This is a genomic window from Pantoea phyllosphaerae, assembly GCF_051025595.1.
In the GTDB taxonomy this organism is placed as follows: Bacteria; Pseudomonadota; Gammaproteobacteria; order Enterobacterales; family Enterobacteriaceae; genus Pantoea.
Window position 1 is genome coordinate 241212 of record NZ_JBPFDE010000003.1, and the last position, 12468, is coordinate 253679.

General features: G+C 63.6%; 9 protein-coding genes. 3 read left to right on the forward strand and 6 right to left on the reverse strand.

All coding sequences use genetic code 11. The annotated features are described in order from the left end of the window. Window positions 1-109: 109 nt before the first annotated feature. The 5 genes from brnQ to phoB all read right to left on the reverse strand — a co-directional run bounded on the left by brnQ (window position 110) and on the right by phoB (window position 6066). Entirely contained in the window at window positions 110-1429 is a 1320-nt protein-coding gene (brnQ, locus tag ACR6A7_RS06590; protein WP_434124043.1) for a branched-chain amino acid transporter carrier protein BrnQ, read from the reverse strand. A gap of 401 nt (window positions 1430-1830) precedes the next feature. After that, window positions 1831-2934, reverse strand: coding sequence for a cobalamin-independent methionine synthase II family protein (locus ACR6A7_RS06595; protein WP_434124044.1), 1104 nt, complete (start codon window positions 2932-2934; stop codon window positions 1831-1833). A 163-nt stretch (window positions 2935-3097) separates the two neighbouring features. After that, entirely contained in the window at window positions 3098-4030 is a 933-nt protein-coding gene (locus tag ACR6A7_RS06600) for a PstS family phosphate ABC transporter substrate-binding protein (protein ID WP_434124046.1), read from the reverse strand. Between the two features lie 18 nt (window positions 4031-4048). Further along, window positions 4049-5362 carry a phosphate regulon sensor histidine kinase PhoR gene (gene phoR / locus ACR6A7_RS06605; RefSeq protein WP_434124047.1) on the reverse strand — a complete coding sequence of 438 codons (1314 nt, stop codon included), beginning with the start codon at window positions 5360-5362 and terminating at the stop codon, window positions 4049-4051. 14 nt (window positions 5363-5376) lie between these two features. Further along, the gene (phoB, locus tag ACR6A7_RS06610) at window positions 5377-6066 is read right to left on the reverse strand and encodes a phosphate response regulator transcription factor PhoB (RefSeq protein ID WP_033788773.1); all 690 of its coding nucleotides are present in this window, start codon (window positions 6064-6066) and stop codon (window positions 5377-5379) included. A 195-nt stretch (window positions 6067-6261) separates the two neighbouring features. Between phoB and sbcD the strand changes: the two genes are divergently transcribed. The 3 genes from sbcD to ACR6A7_RS06625 are packed head-to-tail and all read left to right on the forward strand — an operon-like array spanning window position 6262 to window position 11500. Next, complete coding sequence (sbcD, locus tag ACR6A7_RS06615; RefSeq protein WP_434124048.1) at window positions 6262-7461, forward strand: exonuclease subunit SbcD; 1200 nt, start codon at window positions 6262-6264, stop codon at window positions 7459-7461. Continuing rightward, window positions 7458-11141, forward strand: coding sequence for an SbcC/MukB-like Walker B domain-containing protein (locus ACR6A7_RS06620; protein ID WP_434124049.1), 3684 nt, complete (start codon window positions 7458-7460; stop codon window positions 11139-11141). Before sbcD ends, ACR6A7_RS06620 begins: the two co-directional genes overlap by 4 nt. After that, window positions 11141-11500, forward strand: coding sequence for a cell envelope biogenesis protein TolA (locus ACR6A7_RS06625; protein WP_434124050.1), 360 nt, complete (start codon window positions 11141-11143; stop codon window positions 11498-11500). Before ACR6A7_RS06620 ends, ACR6A7_RS06625 begins: the two co-directional genes overlap by 1 nt. A gap of 3 nt (window positions 11501-11503) precedes the next feature. Here the strand turns inward: ACR6A7_RS06625 and mak are convergent, their stop codons facing one another. Then, on the reverse strand, window positions 11504-12415 hold the full coding sequence (mak, locus tag ACR6A7_RS06630; protein ID WP_434124051.1) for a fructokinase: 912 nt from the start codon (window positions 12413-12415) through the stop codon (window positions 11504-11506). Window positions 12416-12468: the final 53 nt, after the last annotated feature.

Sequence of the window (12468 nt, forward strand, 5' to 3'; positions counted from 1 at the left end):
CATGGATGCCATGTTGCGTCTTTGCGATCGGGCCATTTCTCCCGCGTCAGCACTCTGTCACTAAACTAACCACGGGCAAGCCCGTGGTCAGAGAAAACAGCAGCGGCGGTTACGAGTGCGCCGTAACCTGCTCGCGTCCTTTAACGCGATCCACAACCGCCGCGATCAGCAGCATCACCAGCGCGGGCGGCAGCCAGGCGAGTCCCTGGTCCGCCAGCGGCAGCTGCTGGCTGAACGCCGGCAGCATATCCTTGAAGCTGGTGGTTTTCACCCCGTCGACAATGCCGAAAATCAGGCTGACCAGCATGGTCGGCGCAACCAGACGGCTGCTCTTGTTCCACCAGTTCAGGGTGAAACTCAGCACAATCAGCACGATGCACGGCGGATAGATCGCCGTCAGCACCGGAATTGAAATCTGAATCAGATGGCTCAGGCCAAGGTTCGACACCACCATTGAAAACAGACCCAGGATAAAGACCAGTGCTTTATACGACAACGGCAGGTATTGCGCAAAAAATTCCGCACAGGCGCAGGTCAGACCGACCGCCGTCACCATGCAGGCGACGAAAATCAGCGCCGCCAGGAAGAAGCTGCCCATGCCGCCGAAGGTCTGCTGCACGTAGGCATGCAGGATCGCCGCGCCGTTTGCGCTCTGCGCCACCAGCGCGCCGCTGCCGTTGCCAAGTTTGAACAGGCTGAGGTAAACCAGCGTCAGGCCGACGCCTGCAATCAGACCCGCCATTACGGTATAGCGCGTCAGCAGGCTGGCGCTCTCCACGCCGCGCGAGCGCGCCGCATTGACGATAACGATACCGAACACCAGCGCGCCAAGCGTATCCATCGTCAGATAGCCATTAACGAAGCCGCTGGAGAAGGCGGCGCGCTGATAATCTTCCGTTGCAGGCGCGATGGTGCCTGCTGGCCAGATCAGCGCGGCGACGCCGAGCACCGTCAGCGCGACGATTTTCAGCGGCGCGAGGAAATGGCCCACGGTGTCCAGCAGCTTGCCGGGATAGAGCGACACGCCAATCACCAGCACGAAATAGATCAGGCTGTAGATAAACAGCGGCAGCGCGCCGTCGCCGGTCAGCGGTGCGATGCCCATCTCGAACGATACGGTCGCGGTGCGCGGCGTGGCGAACAGCGGGCCGACCGCCAGATAGCAGACGGTGGCCAGCAGCAGGCCGGCGCCCTTGCCGATAGGGGTGCTGAGCGCGTCGACGCCGCCGCCAACGCGTGCCAGCGCGATTACGGTCATTACCGGCAGGCCGACGGCGGTGATCAAGAAGCCAACGGCGGCGGTCCAGACATGTTCACCAGACTGAATACCGACCATCGGCGGGAAAATAATGTTACCCGCGCCGACAAACAGGGCAAACGTCATAAAGCCCAGCGCGAGGATATCCTTCGAGGTTAAACGATGTGTCATACAACTGTATTGCCTGTTACGAGTGTTGCGGTGGAAGTTGGGTTTATGTTGTCCCCAGACCGCGCGTTGACAACGACGTAGCGCACGATGCCAGCGCATTGTGCTTGCCTTAATCGTGTCGCGCAGGTGAATTAAGCTGCTTTTGTTCTGTTCACAAGTGGGATACTACGACAACGGCCGTAAGTAGAACGTTTATAGCGGAGAAAGGCAATACGGGATCGGAAAACCAGAAGGTTATGACGGAAAACAGCCAAAAAGCAGTGAATATCTCGGATATATCTCCGCAGGGCATCAGATGATGTGCTTATTTTTTCTGCATCGCGTAAGAAATTTCAGCGTAAGTGTGCGGCATGATGCACAAAAGGCGCGTTTTACGCGCCTGTTTGCACAAGTTTACAGCCTTACCACACCTGTCCGGCGATATCGACCACCAGGCGAATCTTCGCCCACTGCTGCTCTTCGCTCAGGCTGTTGCCCTCTTCTGTCGAGGCGAAGCCGCACTGCGGGCTGAGGCAAATCTGGTCCAGGCTGACGAATTTCGCCGCCTCCTGCAGACGCGCCTTCACCTGCGCCGGATCTTCCAGCTCGCCGTTTTTGGTGGTCACCAGGCCCAGCACCACTTTCTGGTGGCCTGGCCTGATAAAGCGCAGAGGCTCGAAGCCGCCGGAGCGCTCGTTGTCATACTCCAGGAAGAAAGCGTCGATGTTCACGCCGCCAAACAGAATCTCCGCCACCGGCTCGTAGCCGCCTTCAGAGATCCAGGTCGAGCGGAAGTTGCCGCGGCAGACGTGCAGGCCGACGGTAAGATCGGCGGGCTTGCCCTCCAGCGCCTTGTTGAGCACGCGGGCGTAGGTCTGCGCCAGCTGCTCGGGATCGTCGCCGCGCTCGCGGATTTGACGCTTCTGATCTTCCGAGCAGAGATAGGCCCAGACGGTGTCGTCCAGCTGCAGATAGCGGCAGCCCGCATCGTAAAAGGCTTTGATCGCCGTTTTATAGGTTTCGGCCAGGTCGTCGAAGTAGTCCGCCAGATCGGGATAGACGGTTTCGTCGATCACTTTGCGGCCACCGCGGAAGTGCAGCACGCTCGGGCTGGGAATGGTCATCTTCGGCACCGCGTCGCCCGCGACGCTCTGCAGGAAGCGAAAATGCTCCAGCATCGGGTGATCGCGGAAGCCCAGCTTGCCCACCACGCGCACGCCGTGCGCTTTGGTCTGGACGCCGTTGAACTGAATGCCCTGCTCCGCTTCAAACAGCTCGACGCCCTCCAGGCCACCGAAAAAGTCGAAGTGCCACCAGGCGCGGCGGAACTCGCCGTCGGTCACCACCTGTAGACCATTGGCAATCTGCTTGCTGACGACATCGCGGATTGCGTCGTCTTCGATGCGGGTCAGCGCGGCTTTGTCGATCTGGCCAGCGGCATACTGTTCGCGCGCGTTTTTAATGGCGGCGGGACGCAGGAAGCTGCCGACGGTATCGGCGCGGAACGGGGCGGTCTGTGCGGTCATCTTCACTCCTGGCACCCTGAGCGTTAATCACGTCAGGGAATAATTTCGCTAAGTTATATATAGCCATCTGGATGGCTAAACGTCTGTGGACAGAGTGGCACGCGCGCGCCTTATCTGCAACAGAAGAAATTTCAGCGGAGTTGAAAAAAATTCACGTTAGCGCTTACTTCGCCTCTAGCGCTGCCAGTGCCTGCTCGCGCTGCGCCGCTGACAGCGGAAGATAGCCCGCTTCGCTGACGCGGCGCTGGCCCTGCGGCGAAAGCACCTGATGAAGAAAGGCGTTTACCAGCGGCGGCAGCGGCTTGCCCGGCGGCTTGTTGACATAGATATAGAGCGGGCGCGCCCAGGGGTAGCGGCCGCTGCGGATAGAGTCGGCGTCCGGCGCTACCGCCGCGCCCTGCGCGTCAGCGACGGCAAGCATCTTCACGCCGCTGAGATGAAAACCGAAGCTGGCGTAGCCAATGCTGCGCGGATTGGCGGCGACCGCCTGCACCACGGCGGCCGAGCCGGGAAACTCCGCCACGTCGGCGCGAAAATCGCCGTTGCACAGCGCCTGCTGCTTAAAGAAGCCCCAGGTGCCCGAGGCGGAGTTGCGTCCGTAGCGCTGAATCGGTCGCCGCGCCCAGTCGGGCTGTCGCACGCCCATATCGCCCCAGCGCGCTGGCACCTGCGGCGCGCCGCACAGGCGCGTCACGGAAAAGATGGCGTCGAGCTGGCGCATAGCGATCTGCGTGAGCGGATTGCGCTGATTAACCACCACCACCAGCGCGTCGAGCGCCACCGGCACGGCGAGCGGAGGGTAGCCATAGCGCGCCTGAAAGGTTTGCCGCTCTTCCGCCTGCATGGGGCGGCTCATCGGGCCGAGCTGCGCGGCACCCGCCGCCAGCGCCGTCGGCGCGGTGGAAGAGCCGGAGGCCTGCACCTGTAGATTGACGCCCGGCGCCCGCGCGCTGAAATCTTCGCTCCACAGCATCATCAGCGTTCCCAGCGTGTCTGAGCCGACGCTGCTGAGGTTGCCGGTGAGCATTTCAGGCTGAGGCGCCGCCAGCGTCAGCGCGGGCGAAAAGAGAGAAAGCAACAGCAGCCAGACGCGCATAAGAGGTTCCATTAACGGTTAATGGACGGCATTCTCCTGCAATCCTGCGCTGACGATCAACCTTGACGGCAGCGTAAAGGTAAAACAGGTCTCTTTATCGGGAATGCTGGTGATCTCCAGCCGCGCATTATGGTGGCTCAGGGCGTGCTTGACGATCGCCAGCCCCAGACCGCTGCCGCCGGTGGCGCGCGAGCGCGCCTTATCCACGCGGTAGAAGCGCTCGGTCAGGCGCGGCAGGTGCTCAGCTGAAATCCCCGGCCCGTTGTCGCAGACCTTGAACTGTGCGCCCTGGCGGCTGCGCAGCCAGCTGATGTCGATGCGCGTGCCTTCTGGCGTATGATTGACCGCGTTGTACACCAGGTTAGAGAGGGCGCTGCGCAGCTGATCGTCGTCGCCGAGCACCTTGAGATGCGGATCGGTATGGAAGTGGATCTGGTGACGGCCGCCGCTCAGCGTCTCCGCTTCGCGCTGCAGCAGATGCAGCATCATCGGCACGTCCACCGTCTCTTTCATGTCGATGGCTGGCGCCGCCTCAATGCGCGACAGCGTCAGCAGCTGGCGCACCAGGCTGTCCATGCGGCGCGTTTGCTCCTGCATGGTCTGCAGCGCTTTGCCGCGCGAGCGCTCGTTCATCACCGAGTCGTTCATCATCTCCAGATAGCCCTGCAGCACCGTCAGCGGCGTGCGCAGTTCATGGCTGACGTTGGCGAAGAAGTTGCGCCGCGCCCCTTCCAGCTGGTGCATCTGCGTCACGTCGCGCGCCACCATCAGCCACTGCCCCTCGCTATAGGGCATGATGCGAAACTCCATGTGGCGCTGGTTATTGAAAATGAGGGTGAGCGGCTTGTTGAAATCGCGCTGGCGAATATAGCGGGAGAACTCCGGATAGCGCAGCAGGTTAAGGATGTTCTGGCCGTTATCTTCCGGCCAGCGCAGGCCGAGGTGCTGCTGCGCCAGGCCGTTGCACCAGAAAATAGCGCCCTCTTCCGTGGTCAGCACCACCGCGTCGGGCAGCGTCTCGGCGCCGCTGCGAAAGCGCTTGATCAGATTGCCCAGCTCGCGCCGCCGCCGCCGGTTGCGCAGCTGCATCTGATAGAGACCGTAAAACAGCGGTTCCCAGCTCGCCTTTCCGGTGGGCGGCGTCATGGTGCGATCGACCCACAGCCAGTGCGACAGCCGCATCAGATTAGAGAAGTGCCACAGCAGCATCCCCAGCACGCTAATCAGCAGCAGCCAGGGGAGATAACCAAAAATCAATCCGACAATCAGCGCAGGCAGACAGGCCAGCGCCAGCTCAGAGAGCAGTCTCTTCCAGGAGAGTCGTTCCAGCACGGTAAAGACTCCGTTTAGTAGCGGGCGGAGAAACGATACCCCGTTCCGCGAACGGTTTGAACCATGCGATCGTGGCCGGAAACTTCCAGCGCCTTACGTAAGCGGCGGATATGCACGTCAACGGTGCGATCTTCCACATAAACATTGGTGCCCCAGACGTGGTTCAGCAGCTGCTCGCGGCTGTAAACGCGCTCGGGATGCGTCATAAAGAAGTGCAGCAGCTTATATTCGGTCGGGCCCATCTCAAGCGGCGTCGATTCCGACATCACGCGGTGCGAGGAGGGATCCAGGCTCAAACCCTGCATCTCAATCACCTCTTCCACCGCCATCGGCGAAATGCGGCGCATCACCGCCTTGATGCGCGCCATCAGCTCTTTCGGCGAAAAAGGCTTGGTGATGTAATCATCCGCGCCCACTTCCAGACCGCGCACCCGATCTTCCTCTTCGCCGCGCGCCGTCAGCATCATTACCGGAATATCGCGCGTCAGGGCCTCGCGCTTGAGGTGCTTGATAAACTGAATGCCGCTGCCGCCCGGCAACATCCAGTCCAGCAGAATTAAATCTGGCCAGGGCTCAATCAGTTTCCCTACCGCGCTGTCATAATCCTCGGCCTCAATGGGCTGGTAGTCGTTCTGTTCCAGAACAAAGCACAACATTTCACGGATAGGGGCTTCATCTTCCACAACCAAAATGCGCTTAGCCATTGCAACTCCTGCTGATGTGACTGCTGTCACCGTTATATGCGGCGCCATTATGCGTCAGATTTATGACACTTTTATGAAAAACATAGCCGCTTAATCAGCGCGTTAACACTGCTTTATAACCGCTGGCGCCGCTTTTTTTGCTTTTGCGCCATAGCCGGTATAATCCTCCGGCAAACCGTTACCGCAGGGAGTTTTATGCGCATCATTCATACCGCGGACTGGCACCTCGGTCAGTTTTTCTATAACAAGAGCCGGGCGGCCGAGCACCAGGCCTTTCTCGACTGGCTGCTGGCGCGCATTGAGGAGCATCAGGTCGATGCGCTGATCGTCGCGGGCGACCTTTTCGACAGCGGCACGCCGCCAAGCTACGCGCGCGAACTCTTTAACCGTTTCGTGGTGGCGCTGCAGCCAACCGGCTGCCAGCTGGTGGTGCTGGCGGGCAATCACGATTCGGTCGCCACCCTCAACGAATCGCGCGCCCTGCTCGCCTGCCTGAATACCCAGGTGATCACCACGCCGCAGGCGGATCACAATCTGCTGCTGCTGCGCGACCGCGCCGGCGAACCAGGCGCGCTGCTCTGCGCCATTCCCTATCTGCGACCGCGCGATATTATGCGCAGCCGCGCGGGCCAGTCGGGGCGCGAAAAGCAGCTCAGCCTGCTGGAGGCGATCGCCGCGCACTACCAGCGCAGCGTCGACGCGGCGCGCGCGCATCCGCTGGCGCTGCCGGTCATCGCCACTGGCCATCTCACCACCGTCGGCGTCAGCAAAAGCGATTCGGTGCGCGATATCTATATCGGCACGCTCGACGCCTTTCCCGCGTCGGCTTTTCCCGACGTCGACTACGTGGCGCTCGGCCATATCCATCGCGCCCAGCGCGTCGCCAACAGCGATCATATTCGCTACAGCGGCTCGCCGATCCCGCTCAGCTTCGACGAGCTCGGCAGCGAGAAAAGCGTCTTTCTGCTCGAGGTGAATAGCGCCGGTTTGCAGCGCGTGACGCCGCTGCCTGTCCCCTCTTTCCAGCCGATGAAAATGCTGAAAGGCTCGCTGACAGAGATCGAGGCGCAGCTGGCGCCCTTTGCCGACCATCAGGGCAACAAGCCGGTATGGCTCGATATCGAGGTGACGACCCAGGAATTCCTCAGCGACCTGCAGCGCCGCGTCGAGGCGCTGACCGCCGATCTGCCGGTCGAAGTCCTGCTGCTGCGCCGCAGCCGCGAACAGCGCCAGCAGAGCCTGGCGCAGCTGAAAAACGAAACCCTGAGCGAGCTAAAAGTGGAGGAGGTCTTCGCCCGCCGCATGGCGCTGGCGGAGGATATCGACGAATCGGGGCATGCGCACCTCAGCGCCCTGTTCCGCTCCACCCTCGCCTCGCTGGAGGAGAGCGAATGAAAATCCTCACGCTGCGCTTTAAAAACCTGAACGCGCTGAAAGGCGAATGGTTTATCGACTTTCGCGCCGAGCCCTTTGCCAGCAACGGTCTGTTCGCCATTACCGGCGCGACCGGGGCAGGCAAAACCACCCTGCTCGACGCCATCTGTCTGGCGCTCTATCACCAGACGCCGCGCCTCGGCGTGCTGTCGCAGACGCAAAACGGTCTGATGACGCGCGACACCGCCGAATGCCTTGCTGAAGTGGAGTTTGAGATCAAAGGCGAAGCCTGGCGCGCCTTCTGGAGCCAGAACCGCGCGCGCGGCGCGGCCGACGGCAAGCTGCAGGCGCCGCGCGTCGAGCTGGCGCGCTGTATCGATGACAAAATCTTCGCGGACAAGGTCAACGACAAATTAAAACTGATCGAGTCGCTGTCGGGCCTCGACTTCGATCGCTTTACCCGCTCGATGATGCTGTCGCAGGGTCAGTTCGCCGCCTTTCTTAACGCGAAGCCCGGCGAGCGCGCCGAACTGCTGGAGGAGCTGACCGGCACCGAGATTTACGGCCAGATCTCCGTCGCCATCTACGAACGCCACAAGGCGGCGCGCCTGGCGCTGGACAACCTGCGCAGCCGCGCCGGCACCCTGACCCTGCTCGACGCCGACGCGCGCGCTGCGCTGCAGCAGCAGCTGGCTGCGCTAACGGAAGCGGAGCAGGCGCTTACTCAGCAAAACGACAGCCTGCGCAGGCAGCATCAGTGGCTGACCCAGGCGCAGCAGCTCGACAGCGATATTCAGGCCGCACAGGCCGCGCTGGAGGCGGCGGAACAGGCGTGGCGCGATGCGGAGGCGGATCGCCAGCGGCTGGCGCGCAGCGAGCCGGCGGAGAAGATGCGCGATAAATTAGCGCAGCGCGATAGCCTGCTGCATGAGCAGCAGCGTCTGCAGCAGACGCAGCAGCAGCTTACACAGCAGCGCCAGGCCGCCGAGCAGCAAATGCAGAGCGACCGGCAGCGCCGCGAGGCGGCGCAGGCGGCGCGCGACGCCGCGCTACGCGAGCAGCAGGCGCAGGAGACGCTGCTGACGGAGCAGGTCATTCCGCTCGACCAGCAGATCGCCGCCCTGGTGACGCAGGCGCAGCAGCAGCGGCAGGAAAGCGACCAGCAGCAGCAGGCGCTGACGCAAAGCGCGCGCGCGCTGCAGCAGGAAACGGCAGAGCGCGACAGCCTGCAGGCCGCGCTGGCGAAACAGCAGCAGTGGCGCGCGGATCAGGGCACGCTGCCGCAGTGGGGTCCTTCGCTGGCGCTGTGGCAGGAGCGCTTCGCCCAGCTGACGCAGCAGGAAACTGCGCTGGAGGCGCTGCGCGAGCAGCAGCGTCTCCAGCAGCAAAAGTTGACGCAGCAGCAGGCGGCGCTCGCCCGTCTGGCGCAGCAGGCAACGCCGCTGAGCCAGGCCGAACAGCAGGCGGCGAGCGCCCTGGAAAGCGCGCAACAGGCGCTGGCCGATCTGGAGCAGCGCCATCCGCCGCAGGCGCTGCAGGCCAGCCTGGCGCAGTTCGAGAGCCGCCGTCCGCTGCGCCAGCAGCTGGTGGTGCTCGCCTCGCAGTGGACGCCGCTGCAGCAGCATCTCGCCGCGCGTCAGCAGCGCCTTGCCGCGCTGGAAAAGAGGCTACAGCAGGATGACGACACGCTGCAGACGCTGCGCGCCGCCTTCGCGCGCGAAAAGGCGTCGCTGGCCGATATCAAAAAGATTTGCGAGCTGGAGCAGCACATCGCCGATCTGGCGGCCTGGCGCGCGCGCCTGGAACCTGAGCAGCCCTGCCCGCTGTGCGGATCGTGCCAGCATCCGGCGGTCGAGCGCTACGCCGCGCTGGAACTGAGCGAGAATCAGCGACGGCTGGCCGAACAGGAGAGGCAGGTCGAGGCGCTGCGCGAACAGGGCATCCAAAAAGGCGAGGCGGTTAAGCAGGCGAAGAGTGAACAGCAGAGGCTCCGGGAGGAACTGGCGGCAGATACCCAACGGCTGGATGAGCTAACCCAGCAGTGGCGAGATCTACAGCGTAAGCTGGTGCTCACATTTGATGCGGACGACAGCGCGGCGCTGGCCGCCTGGCAGCAGCAGCAAAACAGCGAGGAGCAGGCGCTGCAGCAGCTGATACGTCAGCAGGAGAGCGCCGCGCGCCAGCGCCAGCAGGCGAAAGATGAGCACCTGCGGCACCAGCAGGCGCTGCAGCAGCATCAGCAGCAGCTTCAGCTGGCCCAGCAAACGCTCACTAACCTGCAAGAGGGCGCGACAACGCTGGCGCAGCGCCTGGAACAGGAAGAGCGCGACTGGCGGCAGCGCCGCGAGGCGCTGCATCAGGCGCTGGCGGACGCTGGCCTCGCCCTGCCCGACGCGGCGTCGCGTGACGGCTGGCTGCAACAGCAGCTGCTGCGCTGGCAGCAGTGGAATGAGAGCGAGCAGCAGCTGGCTCAACTTCAGCCGCAGCTGGCACGCGCCGAAGCGCAGTGCAGCAGCCTGCAGCAGCGCGTTGAGCGTGAACGGCAGCAGCTTGACGCCCTGCTACAGCAGCGTGCGCAAAGCGACGCGACGCTGGCGCAGCAGCGCGCGACGCGGCAGGCGCTGTTCGCTGATAACGACGTCGCCGCGGCGCGGCGGCAGATGCAGGCGCAGATCCAGCAGCAGGAAGCCGCCCTCGCCGCCGCGCTGGAGGCGCTGCAGAAAAGCCAGAGCCACCTCAGCCAGCTGGCCGGGCGCGCCGCCGAGCTGGAAACGCAGCAGGAAAAGGTGAGCCAGGGGCTGCGCGAGGCGCAGCCGTTGCTCAGCGCCGCGCTGGCCGCCGCCGGCTTTGACGATGAAGCCAGCCTGCGCGCGGCGCTGCTGGAGGAAGAGGAGGCGCGCGCGCTGCGCGGCCGGTTACAGCAGCTTGAGCAGCAGCGCCAGGCGCTGCAGGCGCAGCGGCAGCAGCTGACCGAGCGTCGGGCGGCGCATCAGCAAAGCCGTCCCGAGGGCGCGGCGGAAAACGCCGCCGCGCTGGAGGCGCAGCTTGAAGATCTGCGTCTGGCGCTGCGCGACAATGCGCGCCAGCAGGGCGAGGCGCAGCAGCAGCTTCAGAGCGACGCACGCCTGCGCGAACAGCAGCAGAGCCTGATGACGCAGATCGAAGAGGAGGAGGCGGCGCTGGCGCACTGGAGTCAGCTAAACGATCTTATCGGCTCCGCCAGCGGCGACAAATTCCGCCGCTTCGCGCAGGGGCTGACGCTGGATCACCTGGTGGCGCTCGCCAACCGCCAGCTCGATCGGCTGCACGGCCGCTATCTGCTGCAGCGCCGCGCCAGCGACGCGCTTGAGCTGGACGTGATCGATACCTGGCAGGCGGACGCCGCGCGCGACACCCGCACCCTTTCGGGCGGCGAAAGTTTTCTGGTCAGCCTCGCGCTGGCGCTGGCACTTTCAGATTTAGTCAGCGTGAAAACGCGCATAGAGTCTTTGTTTCTCGACGAGGGCTTCGGTACGCTGGACGCCGAAACGCTCGACACCGCGCTGGACGCGCTGGACGCGCTCAACGCCAGCGGCAAAACCATCGGCGTCATCAGCCACGTCGAGGCGATGAAAGAGCGCATTCCGGTACAGATTCGGGTGCGCAAGATTAACGGGCTGGGCTACAGCAAACTGGAGCTGCCCCGCCCTCAGGAGGCGTAATGAAAACAGGCATGGCGCTGCTGCTCGCCAGCGCGCTGCTGGCGGGATGCAGCAGCAAACCGCAAAGCAATCTCAGCTGCGACCGCGCTTACTCGGCGGCGCAGTGCAGCTATCTGCGCGACGTTCAGCATCAGCTGATCGACAGCTTCAACAGCAGCGTCGCGCCGCGCTATCCCGGCCAGCACTGTCTGGTGTCGGCGCACCGCCGCGCCGACGGCGGCTACAGCGTGCTGCGCACCGAAGGGGACGAGGCGCTCTGCCTGCGCGCCTGGCAACAGGTCAGCAGCGCGCGCAACCTGCCGCTGCCGCCGGTCGGCGTGCCGGAGAGCTGGCAATTCCCCTTCGGCGCGCCGCAGTAACCCCTACTTTTCCAGCGGCCAGAGCCAGGCCGCGCCGCGCACTCCGCTCGAATCGCCGTGTTTTGCTTTTAGCACCGGCGTTTCGCACTCTCCGCCGAAAACCCACTGCTTCATCAGCGCTGGCACCGTCTGGTAGAGGCGATCGTTATTGCTCATGCCGCCACCGAGCACGATCGCATCGGGATCGAGCAGGTTCACCACCTGCGCCAGCGACTTCGCCAGCCGGGTTTCGTAGCGCCGCATCGCCTGCTCGGCGACGGGATCCTGCTGCGCGATCAGCCTGACGATCTCCGCGCCCTTTAGCGCCTGGCCGCTCAGCCGCCGGTAGTCGATGGCAAAGCCGGTGCCGGAGACAAAGGTCTCGATGCAGCCTTTCTGGCCGCAGTAGCACGGCACCTCCTCACGGTAGCGCAGCTCCTCTTCATCCATCCACGGCAGCGGATTGTGCCCCCACTCGCCCGCGTTGCCGTTGCCGCCGATGCGCGCTTCGCCGTTGATTGCCACGCCCGCCCCCGATCCGGTGCCGATGATCACCGCGAACACCAGCGGCTGCCCCGCGCCCGCGCCGTCAACCGCTTCCGAGACGGCCAGGCAGTTGGCGTCGTTGGCGATGCGCACCTCGCGCTGCAGCGCCAGCGCCAGATCGCGATCCAGCGGCTGGCCGTTAAGCCAGGTAGAGTTAGCGTTTTTCACGCGGTGCGCGTAAGGCGAAATCGTGCCGGGAATGCCGACGCCGACGCTGCCGGTCTGCCCGGTTTCTGCTTCAGCAAGGCGCACCAGATGCGCGATCGTCTGCACCGTGGCACCGTAGTCGTCGCGCGGCGTATCCACGCGGTGGCGAAACAGCTCATTTCCCTCGTCAGACAGGGCGATCACTTCAACCTTGGTGCCGCCCAAATCGATACCTATACGCACGCATTATTCCTCATTATTCGTCAGGGTAGCAGATACATTAGGAGCGGCGTCGG

Bases quoted from the DNA above. Each gene is read 5' to 3' on its own strand.
- brnQ (WP_434124043.1), bottom strand. From the start codon at position 1,429: ATGACACATCGTTTAACCTCGAAGGATATCCTCGCGCTGGGCTTTATG.
- ACR6A7_RS06595 (WP_434124044.1), bottom strand. From the start codon at position 2,934: ATGACCGCACAGACCGCCCCGTTCCGCGCCGATACCGTCGGCAGCTTC.
- ACR6A7_RS06600 (WP_434124046.1), bottom strand. From the start codon at position 4,030: ATGCGCGTCTGGCTGCTGTTGCTTTCTCTCTTTTCGCCCGCGCTGACG.
- phoB (WP_033788773.1), bottom strand. From the start codon at position 6,066: ATGGCTAAGCGCATTTTGGTTGTGGAAGATGAAGCCCCTATCCGTGAA.
- sbcD (WP_434124048.1), top strand. From the start codon at position 6,262: ATGCGCATCATTCATACCGCGGACTGGCACCTCGGTCAGTTTTTCTAT.
- ACR6A7_RS06620 (WP_434124049.1), top strand. From the start codon at position 7,458: ATGAAAATCCTCACGCTGCGCTTTAAAAACCTGAACGCGCTGAAAGGC.
- ACR6A7_RS06625 (WP_434124050.1), top strand. From the start codon at position 11,141: ATGAAAACAGGCATGGCGCTGCTGCTCGCCAGCGCGCTGCTGGCGGGA.